Source organism: Microbacterium sp. gxy059 (assembly GCF_050958665.1).
Classification (GTDB): domain Bacteria; phylum Actinomycetota; class Actinomycetes; order Actinomycetales; family Microbacteriaceae; genus Microbacterium.
In genome coordinates this window covers 107939-123108 of record NZ_JAMXWT010000001.1, presented here as the reverse complement: position 1 = coordinate 123108, position 15170 = coordinate 107939, and the positions used below count along the sequence as shown (strand labels likewise).

Sequence of the window (15170 nt, the reverse complement as noted above, 5' to 3'; positions counted from 1 at the left end):
ATTTTTGACGTCGGCGACGCGCGCGGCTACTCTCTCCTGCGACGTGATGAATCGTTTCATAGCGACTCGTCGCAGGAGCCCGTCGGCAGAGCCGCCCGGGCGACCGACCGGATTCGAGGAAGAAGAGACGGCATATGGTGCGCATCGGCGCGAAGAAGACGACCGGATGGAAGGCGACCATCGCGGTCGCGATGTCGAACTACATCGAGTCGGGGTCGATCATCGCGATCTCGACCTCGATGGTGTTCTGGATGCAGGAGTTCGGATTCGACAGCGCCTTCCAGGGGATCCTGGCGGCGCTCAGCGCGAACGCGTTCGGCGCGGCGATCGGCGCCATCATCGGCGGACCGCTCTGCGACCGCTTCGGGCGCAAGTTCATCTACACGTACGACCTGCTGCTCTACATGGTCGGCGTGCTCATCGCCGCGCTCGCGATGAACCAGTGGATGCTGCTCGTCGCGTTCATCATCACGGGCATCGCCGTCGGCGCGGGCGTGCCCGCATCGTGGACCTACATCGCGGAGGAGGCGCCCAGCGATCGTCGCGCGGCGCACGTCGGCACCGCGCAGCTCGCCTGGTCGGTGGGGCCGGCGATCGGCTTCCTCCTCGCCGCGATCCTCGCGCCGATGGAGCTCGTCGGATCCCGCATCATCTTCCTGCACCTCTTCGTCGTCGCGGCCATCACCTGGTGGGTGCGTCGCGGGCTCGAGGAGTCGCAGAACTGGAAGCGGACCAACGAGGAGCGCAGACGCGAAGGGGCGGCGGCCCTCGCCGGACGCGGGTTCAAGGCGCTCCTCGGGCGTCGACAGAACGTGCTCGCGCTGCTGTTCCTCGTCGGCGTGTACGCGTTCTGGAACACCGTGGCGGGGCAGGCGGGCATGTTCATGCCCGACGTCTATCGCGCCTCCGGCCTCGATGACGCGGCGCAGCAGTACTTCCTGCAGGCCTTCCTCTGGACGATGACCGTCATCGGCACGTTCGTCTTCATGGCGCTCGGCGACCGCATGTCGCGCCGTCTGCTGTTCTTCATCGGCGCCGCGCTCGGGATCGCGGGGTGGATCGTGCTCGTCTACCTGCCGAACGGCACCCCGACGCTGTTCGGATTCGCGATCCTGTGGGGATTCGCCTCGGGCATCGGCGCGCAGGCGTTCTACGGGCTGTGGACCGCGGAGCTGTTCGCGACGCAGTACCGGGCCTCGGCCCAGGGGTTCCTGTTCTTCGTCGCGCGGATCATGGTGGGCGTTCTCAGCTACGGCTTCCCCGTCTGGCTCGAGGTCCTCGGGCTGCCGACGCTGGGCGGGATCCTCATCGCGATCCTCGCGGTCTCGCTGCTCGTCGGCACCATCTGGGCGCCCGACACGCAGGGCAAGACGCTCGAGCAGATCGAGGAGGAGCGCTACGGGAGGAGGGCGCCCGCGCGCGTCTGAGCGCTCCCGCGGATCCGCGTCCCGTCATCCCTCCGGGTGGCGGGGCGCGGCTGCGTTCTGTGGGCCCGTGTCCGGCGAAGGGCGGGGAAGTCTCTCTCGTTCCGGCTGGAAGCGGGACGTGGCGCGCTGGTGGTTCGGTGCGTGTCTCGATCTCTGCGGGAATGTCGGCGAGATGCCCGCCATACGTGAGACATGGGTGCCCCGCGGAGCCAGGTGCCCGCGGATCCCGCGGCGCCCGCATGACCCCGGTGGGGAGGGATCCGCTCCTGGCGGGCGTCCGGGGGCGCAGGCCTCGCGCGTCACCCTCCGGTGGAGGCGCGCACGACGAGCTCGGGATCGAACTGGACCTCCGCCGGCTCGTCGTCGTCCTGCGCGTCGAGAAGCTCGAGCGCGGTGGACCCGATCAGCTGCGCCGGCTGACGGATCGAGGTGAGCGGCACGACCGTCGACTGGGCGAAGGCGATGTCGTCGTAGCCGATGAGAGCGATGTCGTCGGGGATCGAGACGGACCCGAGCATCACGAGCGCCTGCATGATGCCGACGGCGACGAGGTCGTTCGCGGCGAAGATCGCGTCCGGACGGTCGCCGGCGTCGCGCGCGGCGATCTCGGCGCCGACCTCGCGCCCCGCGAGCACGGTGAGCTGCGCGGTCTCCAGGCGCTCGAGCGAGGCGCCCTCGGTCCGGTCCGTCGCCCGTCGGGCGCCCGCGAAGCGGTCGTCGACCTGGCGCAGGCCCGTCGGGCCGCCGACGAAGGCGAGGCGCCGGCTGCCCCTCTCGAGCAGGTGGGACGCGGCGATGTCGCCGCCCCGCACGTCGTCGACCGAGACCGACGCGAATCCCGGCGCGGTGCGGTCGACGAGCACCACGGGGATCCCGTGGTCGTCGAGCCGGCGCGCGGTCGCGAGGTCCTCGGAGGCGGGGGAGAGGAGCACGCCGCGCACGCGCTGCTCCTCGAAGAGGGCGAGGTAGGCGTCCTCGCGGTCGTGACGCTCGTCGCTGTTGCCGAGCAGCACCGACAGGTCGCGCTCCGCCGCCGCGCGCTCCGCCCCGCGGGCGATGTCGGCGAAGAAGGGGTTCCCGGAGTCGAGCACCACGAGGCCCACGGTCGAGCTGCTGCCCGCCCGCAGCTGACGGGCCGCGTCGTTGCGCACATACCCGAGCTCGTCGATCGCCCGGCGCACCCGCTCGACGGTCGCGGATGACACGGAGGTCGGGCGGTTGAGCACGTTCGACACGGTGCCGACGGACACGCTCGCGCGCTGCGCGACATCGCGGATGCTGATCGCCATCGGCGCCCTCCCGTTCTCCCACAGGGATCCTATCGGCGGGGTCCTCGGCGCCGTCCGATCAGGGGTGCGGATCGGTCGGGATCCCCGGCGCGGGCGCCGCTCGGCGCGGGGTCGCCTCGGGAGGCGGGACCCCTCTTGCGCCGGGCAGGATCGCGCGTCATAATGAAACGATTCATATCTTCCCGGGGAGGCCTCGATGACGAGCGGCGACATGACCGCGCCGCAGCGCGTGATGTTCCGGCTGCGGGTGCGGCCCGAGAAGCTGGATGAGTACCTGCGGCGCCACGATCCCGTCTGGCCCGAGATGCTCGGGGAGATCGCGGCGTCCGGCCGTCGGTGCTACTCGATCTTCCACCTCGGCGACGGCGAGCTCATCGGCGTCTACGAGACCGATGACGACGAGGCGTCGAAGGCCCACCTCGCGGCGAGCGAGATCGCTGCGCGCTGGGAAGCGGAGATGGCGCCGTTCTTCGTCGCGCAGGACGGCCGCGCCGACCAGACGGCCGAGACCTTCCCCGAGGTCTTCCACCTCGAGACGCAGCTGGCCGCATCGCGCGGCTGACACCGCCCGCGCGGCCGACGACGACCGCGACCCCAGAAGAAAGGCGCTGACTCTGTGAGCACGCTCGACCAGACCATCCTCGATCAGCTCGAGACGCAGGCCATCGAACTGCCCTCGTGGGCGTTCGGCAATTCGGGAACCCGCTTCAAGGTGTTCTCGACGCCCGGCACGCCCCGCGATCCCTTCGAGAAGATCTCCGACGCCGCCCAGGTGCATCGCCTCACGGGCCTCGCGCCGACGGTGGCGCTGCACATCCCGTGGGACATGTGCGACTTCGACGAGCTGCGCCGTCACGCCGAGAACGAGGGCGTCTCGCTCGGCACGGTCAACTCCAACACGTTCCAGGACGACGACTACAAGTTCGGCGCCCTCACCCACGAGGACGCCGCGGTGAGGCGCAAGGCGATCGATCACCACCTCGCCTGCATCGACGTCATGCACCGGACCGGGTCGCGCGACCTGAAGATCTGGCTCGCAGAAGGATCCAACTACCCGGGCCAGGCCGATATGCGCGGCAGGCAGGATCGCCTCCACGAGTCGCTGCAGGAGATCTATGCGGGGCTCGGCGATGAGCAGCGCCTCGTGCTCGAGTACAAGTTCTTCGAGCCGGCGTTCTATCACACGGACGTCCCCGACTGGGGCACCTCCTACGCGCAGGTGTCGGCGCTCGGCGGCAAGGCCCTCGTCTGCCTCGACACGGGCCACCACGCGCCCGGCACGAACATCGAGTTCATCGTCATGCAGCTGCTGCGCCTCGGAAAGCTCGGCTCGTTCGACTTCAACAGCCGCTTCTACGCCGACGACGACCTCATCGTGGGGGCCGCGGATCCGTTCCAGCTGTTCCGCATCCTCTTCGAGGTCGTGCGCGGCGGGGGCCTCAACAACCCCGACGTGCAGTTCATGCTCGACCAGTGCCACAACGTCGAGAACAAGATCCTCGGCCAGATCCGCTCCGTGCTGAACGTGCAGGAGATGACGGCGCGTGCGCTCTCCGTCGACGTCGGGGCTCTGCGCGAGGCGCAGGTGTCGGGCGACGTGCTCGCGGCGAACCAGATCTTCATGGACGCGTTCCAGACCGACGTGCGGCCGGCGCTCGCCGCGTGGCGCGAGGGCCGCGGCCTCCCCGCCGACCCGATGCGCGCCTTCCTCGATTCCGGCTACCAGGAGAGGATCGAGGCCGAGCGCGTGGGCGGCCAGCAGGCCGGCTGGGGCGCGTAGAGAAATCTCCCCCGGGGGCCTCCGACCCCCTCCTGCGTGTCTCGCTTTCTGCGGGAATGCGCCCGGCATTCCCGCAGAAAGCGAGACACGCTCGGGTCAGGGGCGAGCTCGGCGCCCGGTCCGTCCGCGCCGGGCGGATGCGGCCCGCGATCCGTGAGCCCGCCCGCGCCCCGCCCCGTCACTCCGTCCCGGCGAGGTGGGCGCGGCGCTCCGCGAAGTCCGGTCGCTCGAAGTAGTGCGCGGTGGCGTCCGCGCCGAGCGGGGCGACGCCGCCCGCCGCGCGGGCGCCGAGGCGCACGCGGGCGCTCTTGACGGCCATGAGCGAGACCGCCTCCGCTCCCTCGGTCGTCTGCGAGAGGGCGACGATGCCGTGGTTGCCGAGCAGCACGAGCGACGGCGGCTCGCCGTGCTCGGCCACGTGGATCTCGAGCGACGCGAGGAACAGCCGGCCCAGCTCGATGCCCGGCTGCGCGTAGGGCACGAACAGCGGCCGCCCGAGGATGAGCAGCTCGTCGGTGTAGACGGGCTCCGCGAACGCCGTCGCGGCCTGCCGGCTGGCGAGCAGCGCGACCGCGTCGGTCGGATGCGTGTGCGCGACGAACCGCATCGGCGCGACGGCGCGCACGGCGGCATGCACGAGCGACTCGACCGACGCCCGCACGGGGCGCCCCTCCGCCTCGCCCGCGGTCAGCGCGCGCGTCAGATCGTCCTGCGTCGCCGCTGGATCCCGCAGCAGCGCGACGAGGGGATCCACGTCGACCGTCACGAAGTCGTCTGGCGTCGCCGTGCGCATCGACGACCCCGACGCCTTCACGACGATCGCGTCGCCCACCTGCTCGCTGGTGTTGCCCTCGGACAGGATCACGAGATCCCGCTCCGGCTCGCCGAGCCATCGGGTCAGCGCCAGCAGATCGGCGCTCACCTGCCAGGGACTCATCCGCGCACCCATCGGCGCTCCTCTCCTCGGCGCTCTCCGCGCTCGGTCATGATCCGCTCCGCCCCGGCGGGAAGCGCCGCGGCCGGAAGGTGCGGGCGACGATGCCCCGCAGGTCGTCGATCGTCCCCGCCACCGCGCCGGCCGTGCGCGCCTGCACGAGCAGGCTGCCGAGAGCCGTCGCCTCGACGGGGCCGGCGAGCACGGTCGCGCCCGCGAGATCCGCGAGCCGCGCGCACAGCAGCGCGTTGCGGGATCCGCCGCCCACCAGGTTGATCTGCGCGAGGGGCTCGCCCGCCAGCCGCGCCGCCTAGTGCGCGGCGTCCGCGAGGGCGCGCGCGAGCGACTCGACGATCGACCGCACGATCGCCGTGCGCCCCTCCGGCGGCCGCAGGCCGTGCTCCGCGCACCACGCCGCGATGCGCGCGGGCATGTCGCCCGGCGCCTGGAACCGGGGATCCTCGACGTCGAACACCGGCACGTCGCCCGGCGCCTCGGCGGCGCGGGCGAGCAGATCCGGCAGGTCGATGCTCTCGCCCTCCCGCTCCCACCCCCGCAGGGTCTCGGTGAGGATCCACAGCCCCATGCCGTTGCGCATCACGAGGAACCTGTCGTCGACGCCGCGCTCGATCGTGAAGCCCGCGGCGAACGCCTCCGCGCCGGGCGGAGGAGCGACGCGCTCGACGCCGACGAGGCCCCACGTGCCGCACGAGACGAACACCCCGCCCCGGTCCGGCAGCGGCGTCGCGACGGCCGCCGATGCGGTGTCGTGCGCCCCCACCGCCACGACGTCGACGCCGGGGGACGCGCCCACCTGGTCGGCGACCGCGGGAGCGAGGGGGCCGATGCGCGTGCCCGGAGCCACGACGCGCGCGAGGAGCTGCGGGGGCAGGCCGAGGCGGGCGATCAGCTCCCGGTCCCAGTCGCCCGTCTCGAGCGACAGCAGCCCCGTCGTCGAGGCGATCGTGCGCTCCGCGACCGGCACGCCCGACAGCCAGAACGCGAAGAGATCCGGGGTCAGCAGCGCGGCGTCCGCGGCATCGAGCAGCCCGCCCTCCGCCTCCGCGACCAGCTGGTAGACGGTGTTGATCGCCAGAGGCTGCGCGCCCGTGCGCGCCTGCAGGGCCTCGGGGGAGACCTGCGCGTGCACCCGGTCGACCACGGCCTCGGTGCGCGGATCCCGATAGTGCACGGGATCGGCGAGCAGGCGCCCGCCGCGCAGCAGGCCGTAGTCGACGCCCCACGAGCACACGCCGACCGAGCGGATCCCCGGATCCTCCCTCAGCGCGCCGGCGAGACCGTCGAGCGCGCCCCTCCACAGCGACAGGACGTCCCAGTGCAGGGTGCCGTCCAGGAGGACCGGGCGGTTGTCGAAGCGCGAGCTCAGGGCGGCGTCGATCCGATCAGGGCCGACCTCGCCGACGATCACGCGCCCGCTCGTCGCGCCCAGGTCGACGGCGGCGACGCGGACGGCGCCCGTCACGCGTCCTCGCCGGCGAGCCAGCCGATCAGCCGCGCCCAGAGGGGGCCGTACCCCTCCCACGCGACGGCCTCGGCGGGCATCCAGTGCGGTCCCATGTCGCTCGCGAAGGCGGCCGACCGGCCGCGCCCCGTCTCGCCCACGACGAGGAGCGGATGCTCGCCCACGTCGACGAGGCGACGCGCGCCCTCCTTCGTCACGAGCCGCTGGAACCCGAGCAGCGCGGGCCACGGAGCGGGCAGATCCGCCAGCGCCGGGTGACCGGCCTCCGCCGTGTGCGGCACGACGCCCTGCGGGGTCTCCTCGCGATCGTCGCCGCGCTCCATCTCGACGGGCAGCACGTCGGCGATCGCCGTCGACGCGAAGTTCGCCTTCGCCTCGATGCCCTGGAAGCTGAGGTATCCGCCGACCATCAGCAGACCCCCGCCCTGCCGCACCCAGCCGGCCAGCAGATCCAGCCGGTTCGGCGCGCGCTCGCCGCGTTCGAAGACCTCGGACGGCAGCAGCAGCGTGTTGGCGCCGATGTCGCTCAGCACGACCACGTCGTACGCGTCCAGCTCGTCGGCGGTGCGCGGGAAGCGCGCGGGCGCCTCGTGATTGCGCAGCCAGTCGACCTCGACGCCCGCCGCCTCGAGCGCGGCGACGAACGCGCCGCCGCCCTCCCCGTATCCGGATGTCGTGAAGGTGTCGAACCCCTTCGTGTGCACGGTCGTCGTCGACCACGACTCGCCCGCCAGCAGAACCCTCGTCATGTCGATCCCTCCCTCAGAACGCGAGCCCGCGCGGCTCGGGACCGAGTCGCGCCTCGCGCGGCTCCGGCACGCGGAAGCCGTTGTCGCGATACGCCGCGTAGTCGAACCGCTCGCACTCGTCGAACCCGATCTCGTGGTACTCGAAGAAGCCGTCCCAGTCCTCGTAGCCGTCGCCGAGCGCGTGCTCGAGGAAGGCGTCGGCCATCGCGCAGCCGAGCCGGGGCGCGACGTAGAAGGCCCCCATCGCCAGCACGTTGCAGCTGTTCGCCGTCGCCGCGCGCTTCGCCGTCGCGACGCTCTCGCACACGGCGGCGTGCACGTGGGGGCACCTGCTCGCCGCCACGTGGATCCCCATGCCGGATCCGCAGAACGCGAGCGCCTTCTCGTAGCGCCGCTCCGCGATCTGCGCCCCGACGAGGAACCCCACGCGGTGGTACATGTCGGTCTCCTCGAGCGTGGGCGTGAGGTCCTCGACCGTCCACCCGCGCTCGGTCAGATGCGCCTTCACGGACTCCTTGAGGGGGAACCCGGCGAAGTCGGCTCCGACGACGACGTGACGATCCTTCGCGAGCTTCATGAGGATGATCCCTTCCAGCGCAGCAGCCGGGTGAGGTTGCCGCGCCTGTCCCACTGGTTGACGACGATGACGAGCAGCAGCACGCCGCCCCAGATGAGGGGGCGGTAGAAGTTGCTGACGCCGGGGAACGTGTTGAGCAGCGACGACAGCACCTGCAGCACGACGACGGCGAGCACGACCCCCGCGAGGCGGCCCGTCCCGCCGTTGGGGTTGACGCCGCCGAGCACGACGATGAGGATCGCGAGCAGCGTGTACGTGGAGCCGTAGTCGGCCTTCGCCGAGTTGTAGTTCGCGAGCATCACGAGACCGGCGGCCGCGGCGTACACCCCGGAGATCGTGTAGGTGCGCACGATGAGGCTCGTCGTCTTGAGGCCGCTGAAGGTCGCCGCCGTCTCGTTCGATCCCAGCATGTAGAGCTTCGTGCCGAACGCGGTGCGGTTCATGAGGTACCAGATGAGGACGGCGCCGACGACGAAGATGACGAGCACCATCGGCACGTATCCGGCGATGCGGCTCCCCATCACGTACGCGTACTCGGGCGGCAGGCCCGAGATCGGCTTCCCGGCGCTGATGACGAGCGCGATGCCGGTGAACAGCTCGAACGTGCCGAGCGTCACGAGGATCGCGGGGATCTTGACCTTCGCCACGAGCACGCCGTTGAGCGCCCCCGCGGCGGCTCCGACGACGAGCGAGAAGGCGATCGCCGCGACGAGCGCGAGGAAGCCCTGCGACGATCCGGATCCGATCGGCGCGATCTGCAGCATGATCATCGCGCTGCCGATCGCCGTCATGTTGGCCGTGCCGACGACGGAGAGGTCGATGCCGCCGATGACCATCGTCAGCATGACGCCGAGGGCGAGCAGGCCGAACTCCGGGAACTGCACGGCCATCGCCTGCCAGGTGGGCAGGGAGCTGAAGTTGCGCCACTTCACGATCGCGAAGAACGCGAGCAGGAGCACGAGCACGACGGCCAGGCGCGCCACGTGGGCGTCGCGGAGCATCGGCTTGAGGATCCGCGGCGTGCGGGTCGTGGGGGTCACGGTGGTGCTCACGATTCCTCCTCCGGGTGAGCCAGGCGGGCGGGGAGCGGGCGCGCGATCACGTCATCGCCCCCTGTCGCCTGCGGGTCTTCGTGATCTGCACCGCGGAGATGCCGGTGCCGACGATGATGAGCACGCCCAGGGCGACGCTCTGCCAGATGGTGGGGATGCCGATGAGGATCATGCTGTTCTGCACGATGACGATGAGCAGCGTGCCGAGCATCGCGCCCGTCAGGGTGCCGCGGCCGCCCGTGATCGCGGTGCCGCCGAGCACGACGGCGGCGATGACCATGAGCTCCAGACCGAGCAGGTTGGTCGGGTGCATCTGGCCCATCATGCTCGTGCGCACGAGGCCCGCGAGGCCCGCGAGCACGCCCGCGATGATGTAGAGCAGGAACTTCGTGCGGCGCACGTTCACGCCCGCGCGGGCGGCGGAGCTCTCGTCGCCGCCGATCGCGTAGATCGAGCGGCCGAACGTCGTGTACCGCATGACGACGAAGGCGAGTGCGACGACGATGACGAGCAGCAGGAACGTCAGGGGCAGGCGCGAGGTGTGGCCGGTCTGCGGGTTGGTCGTCACGAAGAGCGACGCCCGTCCGAAGGCCGCCATCGCGGGCGGGATGTTCGGGATCTGCACCGACGAGAGCGCGCCCTGCATGATGCCGGAGAACACGTTCGAGGTGCCGAGGGTGATGATGAGGACCGGCACCGCGATCCACGCCGTGAACACCCCGTTGAAGGCGCCGAGCACGGCGGAGATGACGATGACGAGCAGCAGGGGCAGCCAGAGCCCGCCCTGCCATCCGGCGTCGACGAGGGTGCGCGTCGTCGCGTAGACAGCGAGCGAGGCGAGCGCCGGGAACGACACGTCGATGCCGCCCGAGACGAGCACCATGAAGGTGCCGACCGCGAAGATGCCGGGCACGACCATCGCCCCGGCGAGGTCGACGAGGTTGTTGGCGGTGAAGAACTGGCCGCTGCGCACCTGGATGACGACGGCGAGCGCCGCGATGACGAGCAGGATGTAGAACTCGTTCTGGCGCACGAGCTTCTGGATGGCGCTCATGGTCAGCGGATCCCTCCCTCGACGACGTCCTCCGACATGAGGGCCGCGAGCTCCATCTCGCCCGTGGCCCGCGGATCCACCTCGTGCACGATGCGCCCGGCGTTCATGACGAGCACGCGGTTGCAGTTGTCGAGCACCTCGGGGATGTCGTCGGAGATGATGATGACGGCGAGCCCGTCGGCCGCGAGCTCCCGCAGCACCTCGTGGATGTCGTGCTTGGAGCCGATGTCGACGCCGACGGTCGGGCCGTTGAGGATGAGCACGCGCGGCCCGGTCGCGAGCCATTTCGCGAGCACGACGCGCTGCTGGTTGCCGCCGGAGAGGGTGCTCGCGGCGTTGTCCGGATCGGGGGTCGCGATGCGCAGGCGCTCGACCCAGCGGCGCGCCTCCTCGTCCACCCGGCGGCGGTCCAGCAGGCCGAGGCGGGAGACGAAGCGGTCGATCTCGGAGATCGTGATGTTCTTCCCGATGGAGCGCTCGAGGGCGAGCCCTTCGGTCAGCCGGTCCTCCGGGACGTAGGCGATGTCGCGGGCGATGGCGTCGCGCACCCCCGACAGCCGCACGGGCTCGCCGCGCACGAGGATCCGCCCCGAGTCGTGCGGGAGCATGCCGAACATGGTGAGGGCGAGCTCGGTGCGGCCCGATCCGAGCAGTCCGGTGATGCCGAGGATCTCGCCCGGGCGCAGCGCGAGGCTCACGTCCTCGAACGCGCCCTCGACGCCGACGCCCTCGAGCTCCAGCACCGGCTCGGCGCCCACGGAAGCCGGGACGAAGGACGTCTCGTCGAACTCCCGCCCGGTCATGTAGGCGGAGAAGCTGCGGCGATCGAGCTCCTCGGGCAGGCACGTGATGACGTGCTTGCCGTTGCGGATGATCGTGAACCGCTCGCTGATCTCGAAGACCTCCTCGAGCTTGTGGCTGACGAAGAGGATCGCGACGCCGCGCGACGTGAGGTCGGCGATGATCTCGAACAGGCGGGCGACCTCGCGCTTGGTCAGGGCCGTGGTCGGCTCGTCGAGGACGAGCAGGCGCGCGTCGTTCATGAGCGCGCGGGCGATGGCGACGAGCTGCTTCTGCGCGACCGAGAGCGTCTCGAGGCGCGCCGTGAGGTCGATGTCGACGCCGATCTTGGCGAGCGCCTCCTCCGCCGTGCGGCGCATGCGGCGCCAGCTGACGAAGGCGCCGCCCGCCGACAGTTCGGAGGTGAAGGCGAGGTTCTCCATGACCGTGAGGTTCGGGAACACGGAGAAGTCCTGGTAGATGACCTGCACGCCGTGCGCGATCGCGGCCTGCGGGGTGAGCGACCGCACGCGGGCGCCGCCCACCTCGATCTCTCCGCTGTCGGGAGCGTGCACGCCCGAGAGCACCTTGATGAGGGTCGACTTGCCGCTGCCGTTCTCGCCGGCGAGGCAGTGCACCTCGCCGGGAGCGATCTCGAGAGTGATGTCCTGCAGGGCCTGCACGCCGGCGAAGGCCTTGCTGATGCCGTGGAGGGCGATGACGTTGTCCACCGCGGATCCCTTCTGACGCAGGGGTGGAGCGGGGGGGGGGGGGGCCCGGCCGCCGCGCGGGGATCAGAATCCGAAGTCGTCGACGTTGTCGGCGTTGATCTCGATCCAGCCGTCGCCCTCGAGCACCTTGTCGCTGCCCTCGGCGAACTGCATGTTCTCGTACCCGGCGACGCCGAGGTCGATCCCGTCGGCGATCTCCTCGCCGTCGAGGATCTTCGTCGCGAGCGACGCCATCGCGTATCCGGCGTCGGCCGGATCCCACAGCGTGAGCGACTCGATGATGCCCTTCTCGAGGATCTCCCGGTTGTCGGCGGGCATGCCCGTGCCGCTGGCGAACACCTCGCCGACGAGGCCGTTCTCCTCGATCGCGCGGGCCACGCCCGGGGCGTCGAACGACGACGTGCCGACCACGCCCTTCAGCTCGGGGTGCGCCTTCAGCAGCTGCGTGGCCGTCTGGTAGGCGACCTCGCCGTCATCCTGCGACTCGACGCGGGGCTCCGCCTCGAGCAGCTGCATGTTCGGGTAGGCCTCCTCCTGGCGCTTGACCGCGCCGTCGGCCCACTCGTTGTGCGAGGCGTTGGTGACGTGCCCGACCATCGTCGTGTACACGCCCTCCTCGCCCATGGCCTTGGCGAGGTTGTCCATGATGAACCCGCCGTAGGCCTCGTTGTCGAAGGCCTCGATGTCGTACATCGTGTTCTGCTGGCTCGCGCCCTCGTGGGTGACGACCACGATGCCCGCGTCGAGCGCCTGCTTGAGCACGTTCTCGATGGCGGCCGGGTCGACGGGCACGACGCCGATCGCGTCGACGTCCTGCGAGATGAGGTCCTGGATCACCTGGGCCTGCATCGTCGCGTCGGTCTCCGAGGGGCCGCGCTGGTAGACGTCCATGCCCGAGTCTTCGGCGTATCGCTTGACGCCCTCCTCCATGCGCACGAACCAGGGGTTCGTGGAGTCCTTGGGCACGATCGCGATCGTGTAGTCGCCGTCGCCGGGCTCGGCGGGCTCGCCGCCGCCTCCGGCTTCGCCGCTCGGGCCGCCGGGCGTGCAGGCCGCGAGACCGAGGGCGACCACCGCGAGAGCGGCCGCCGCCGGGTTCCTGAAGCTCCTTCGCTTCGCCATGTCTCCTCCAAGATCGATGCGGATTGCGGAAGGCGCAGCGTCGGTTGGGGGATGTGCTGTGATCGCCGCGCCGTTGCGTGATACAAGGTTTTGAAGCGCTTTATTCTCTAAAGCGCTTCAAAAGCTAGCCGCAGCGGAAGCCGGCCACAAGGGGTGGAGCGGAAACGGGCGGCGTTCTGGGAAGATCAGGCGCTATGGCGAGACGCAGCGGGACCGGCGGGGTCGTCCGCCTCCGGGACGTGGCGGCGCGGGCCGGCGTCTCGAGCGGCACGGTGTCGAACACGATCAACCATCCCGAGCGGGTGCGGCCGCACACCCGCAAGATCGTGAGCGAGGCGATCGAGGCACTCGGCTACGTGCCGAACCAGCAGGCGCGGATGCTCACGGGCGCCCCGAGCGAGGTCATCGGGCTCGTCGTGCTCGACGTCGAGAGCCCGTTCTACATGGCGGCCGCCCACGCGGTCGAGCGCGGCGTGCGCGAGTCCGGACACGCCATCATGCTGTGCACCTCGGAGGGCGACCTCGAGCGCGAGGAGGCCCTGCTGCGGATGCTCGCGGCCCAGGGCGTGCGCGGGGCGATGCTCGCGCCCGCCACCCCCGATGCCGACGCCGATCGCTACCGCTCGCTGCCGCGCTCGCTGCCCGTCGTCCTGCTCGACTTCGACGGCGGAGGGACGCACTGCTCCGTGTCGGTCGACAACCTGCTCGGCGGGCGCCTCGCCGCCCGGCACCTCGTCGCGCTGGGGCACGAGCGGATCGCGTTCGTCGGCGGACCCGCGCACATCCGCCAGTTCTCGGAGCGTGCGGACGGGGTGCGCGCCGAGCTGCGCGACGCCGCGAGGGATCCGGGCGCGGACCTCGTCGAGGTCGCCGCCTCGGGCATCGGCATCCGCGACGGGCAGGAGGCCGCCGAGCTGCTGCTGCGCGACGGGACCATGCCGTCTGCGCTGGTGTGCGGCAACGACATGCTCGCCTTCGGCGTCTACCGCGCCCTCGTCGGGGCGGGGGTGCGCGTGCCGGAGGACGTCTCGGTGATCGGCTACGACGACATCGACGTCGCGAAGGACTGGATCGTGCCCCTCACGACGATCCGGCAGCCGATCGCGGAGCTCGGCCAGAGCGCGGCCGACCTCCTGCTGGAGCACTCGGCGGGGGATCCGGAGCACCGCCATCGGCAGGTCGTGCTGCGCCCCGAGCTCGTCGTCCGCCGGTCGACGGCGGCCCCTCCGGCCTGACCCGGGGCGATCCTGCGGGCGGGGTGGGGCTCGATCAGTCGGTCCGGCCCGGGGCTCGCGAGTGGCGCAGATGTTCCCGAGTGGCGCAGAAATTCGGCCGAGTATCTGCGCCACTCGCGAGTTCCTGCGCCACTCGCGAGCATGGGGCGATCGGGCCTGCGAGCAGGGAGGGATCGCTCGGGCCTGCGAGCAGGGGAGGGGGATCCCGTCAGCCGTTGGCCTCCGACAGGCTCCACATGCTCCACAGCGCCGTGCGCATGCGCCGCGGCTGGCGCAGCGTCGTCACGAGGGCCGCGGCGACGTCGGCGGTGCGCAGGAAGTCGGCCTCCTCGGGAGCCGCGTCGCCGAACCGGCCCGTCGCCGCGGCGAAGGCGGTGTTGACGCCCGCGGGCGCCACGGTCGACACGCGGATGCCCTCGCCGCGCACCTCGCGATCGAGCGACGTGGCGAACTGCATCTGCGCGGCCTTCGTCCCCGCGTAGACGGCCTCGTTCCCGCCGCCCGGCCCCAGGCCCGCGACCGAGCCGACGACGATGACGTCCCCGCCGCCCGGACGGGTGCGGAAGTGCCGCACCGCGGCGCGGGCGAGCCAGACCGTGCCGAGCAGATTGACCTCGGCCATCGTGCGCACCTGATCCTCCGTCGGGTCGAGGACGCCGCCGAAGAAGCCGACCCCCGCGACGGCGACCGCGCTGTCCACCCGGCCCCAGGCCTCGACGCCGGCCGCGACGAGCGCCTCCGAGACCCCCGGATCCGAGATGTCGCCCGCGACCGTCCGGATCCTCTCCTCCGGGTGCCGGCGGCGGAGCTCGTCGAGCCGCTCCGGCACGAGATCGCCCGCGACGACGAACGCCCCCGCCTCGACGAGCTGCCTGACGGTCTCCGCGCCGATGCCGGACCCCGCTCCTGTCACGACGACGACCGTGCCGTCGATCTCCCTCATCTCCTGCGCCATCT

At 71.3% G+C, this 15170-nt stretch carries 13 protein-coding genes and 1 pseudogene; 4 read left to right on the top strand and 10 right to left on the bottom strand.

The window, feature by feature from the left end; translation table 11 throughout:
* The first annotated feature begins 134 nt into the window (after positions 1-134).
* Positions 135-1427, top strand: a complete 1293-nt coding sequence (locus NHL53_RS00480) for an MFS transporter (RefSeq protein ID WP_433774042.1) — start codon at positions 135-137, stop codon at positions 1425-1427.
* A 299-nt stretch (positions 1428-1726) separates the two neighbouring features.
* Here the strand turns inward: NHL53_RS00480 and NHL53_RS00475 are convergent, their stop codons facing one another.
* Complete coding sequence (locus tag NHL53_RS00475) at positions 1727-2716, bottom strand: LacI family DNA-binding transcriptional regulator (RefSeq protein WP_433774040.1); 990 nt, start codon at positions 2714-2716, stop codon at positions 1727-1729.
* A 211-nt stretch (positions 2717-2927) separates the two neighbouring features.
* Between NHL53_RS00475 and NHL53_RS00470 the strand changes: the two genes are divergently transcribed.
* Positions 2928-3278 (top strand): L-rhamnose mutarotase, encoded by a 351-nt coding sequence (locus NHL53_RS00470; RefSeq protein WP_433774039.1) that lies wholly within the window; start codon positions 2928-2930, stop codon positions 3276-3278.
* A 54-nt stretch (positions 3279-3332) separates the two neighbouring features.
* Entirely contained in the window at positions 3333-4496 is a 1164-nt protein-coding gene (gene rhaI, locus NHL53_RS00465; protein WP_433774037.1) for an L-rhamnose isomerase, read from the top strand.
* 178 nt (positions 4497-4674) lie between these two features.
* Here rhaI and NHL53_RS00460 read toward each other — a convergent pair whose 3' ends face one another.
* The 8 genes and pseudogenes from NHL53_RS00460 to NHL53_RS00425 all read right to left on the bottom strand — a co-directional run bounded on the left by NHL53_RS00460 (position 4675) and on the right by NHL53_RS00425 (position 12978).
* Positions 4675-5433, bottom strand: a complete 759-nt coding sequence (locus tag NHL53_RS00460; RefSeq protein WP_433774035.1) for a class II aldolase/adducin family protein — start codon at positions 5431-5433, stop codon at positions 4675-4677.
* Between the two features lie 46 nt (positions 5434-5479).
* A pseudogene (locus NHL53_RS00455) lies at positions 5480-6859 on the bottom strand (rhamnulokinase).
* A 50-nt stretch (positions 6860-6909) separates the two neighbouring features.
* Entirely contained in the window at positions 6910-7662 is a 753-nt protein-coding gene (locus NHL53_RS00450) for a glutamine amidotransferase (RefSeq protein WP_433774033.1), read from the bottom strand.
* Between the two features lie 13 nt (positions 7663-7675).
* A complete protein-coding gene (locus NHL53_RS00445; RefSeq protein WP_433774031.1) occupies positions 7676-8239 on the bottom strand; it encodes an RpiB/LacA/LacB family sugar-phosphate isomerase in 564 nt (187 codons plus the stop codon).
* Positions 8236-9291 (bottom strand): ABC transporter permease, encoded by a 1056-nt coding sequence (locus NHL53_RS00440; protein ID WP_433774029.1) that lies wholly within the window; start codon positions 9289-9291, stop codon positions 8236-8238. The genes NHL53_RS00445 and NHL53_RS00440 overlap by 4 nt, the downstream gene beginning before the upstream one ends.
* A 46-nt stretch (positions 9292-9337) precedes the next feature.
* A complete protein-coding gene (locus NHL53_RS00435) occupies positions 9338-10345 on the bottom strand; it encodes an ABC transporter permease (protein WP_433774027.1) in 1008 nt (335 codons plus the stop codon).
* A gap of 2 nt (positions 10346-10347) precedes the next feature.
* Positions 10348-11856 carry a sugar ABC transporter ATP-binding protein gene (locus tag NHL53_RS00430; protein WP_433774025.1) on the bottom strand — a complete coding sequence of 503 codons (1509 nt, stop codon included), beginning with the start codon at positions 11854-11856 and terminating at the stop codon, positions 10348-10350.
* A 63-nt stretch (positions 11857-11919) separates the two neighbouring features.
* On the bottom strand, positions 11920-12978 hold the full coding sequence (locus tag NHL53_RS00425) for an autoinducer 2 ABC transporter substrate-binding protein (RefSeq protein WP_433774023.1): 1059 nt from the start codon (positions 12976-12978) through the stop codon (positions 11920-11922).
* 194 nt (positions 12979-13172) lie between these two features.
* Between NHL53_RS00425 and NHL53_RS00420 the strand changes: the two genes are divergently transcribed.
* Positions 13173-14213 carry a LacI family DNA-binding transcriptional regulator gene (locus tag NHL53_RS00420; protein ID WP_433774021.1) on the top strand — a complete coding sequence of 347 codons (1041 nt, stop codon included), beginning with the start codon at positions 13173-13175 and terminating at the stop codon, positions 14211-14213.
* A 208-nt stretch (positions 14214-14421) separates the two neighbouring features.
* Here the strand turns inward: NHL53_RS00420 and NHL53_RS00415 are convergent, their stop codons facing one another.
* Complete coding sequence (locus NHL53_RS00415; protein WP_433774019.1) at positions 14422-15168, bottom strand: SDR family oxidoreductase; 747 nt, start codon at positions 15166-15168, stop codon at positions 14422-14424.
* Positions 15169-15170 lie beyond the last annotated feature (2 nt).

What these genes read in the sequence shown, in the direction of transcription:
- NHL53_RS00460 (WP_433774035.1), bottom strand. Translation starts at nt 5,433, where the DNA reads ATGAGTCCCTGGCAGGTGAGCGCCGATCTGCTGGCGCTGACCCGATGG.
- NHL53_RS00425 (WP_433774023.1), bottom strand. Translation starts at nt 12,978, where the DNA reads ATGGCGAAGCGAAGGAGCTTCAGGAACCCGGCGGCGGCCGCTCTCGCG.
- NHL53_RS00475 (WP_433774040.1), bottom strand. Translation starts at nt 2,716, where the DNA reads ATGGCGATCAGCATCCGCGATGTCGCGCAGCGCGCGAGCGTGTCCGTC.
- NHL53_RS00415 (WP_433774019.1), bottom strand. Translation starts at nt 15,168, where the DNA reads ATGGCGCAGGAGATGAGGGAGATCGACGGCACGGTCGTCGTCGTGACA.
- NHL53_RS00420 (WP_433774021.1), top strand. Translation starts at nt 13,173, where the DNA reads ATGGCGAGACGCAGCGGGACCGGCGGGGTCGTCCGCCTCCGGGACGTG.
- NHL53_RS00480 (WP_433774042.1), top strand. Translation starts at nt 135, where the DNA reads ATGGTGCGCATCGGCGCGAAGAAGACGACCGGATGGAAGGCGACCATC.
- NHL53_RS00470 (WP_433774039.1), top strand. Translation starts at nt 2,928, where the DNA reads ATGACCGCGCCGCAGCGCGTGATGTTCCGGCTGCGGGTGCGGCCCGAG.
- NHL53_RS00450 (WP_433774033.1), bottom strand. Translation starts at nt 7,662, where the DNA reads ATGACGAGGGTTCTGCTGGCGGGCGAGTCGTGGTCGACGACGACCGTG.
- NHL53_RS00435 (WP_433774027.1), bottom strand. Translation starts at nt 10,345, where the DNA reads ATGAGCGCCATCCAGAAGCTCGTGCGCCAGAACGAGTTCTACATCCTG.
- NHL53_RS00445 (WP_433774031.1), bottom strand. Translation starts at nt 8,239, where the DNA reads ATGAAGCTCGCGAAGGATCGTCACGTCGTCGTCGGAGCCGACTTCGCC.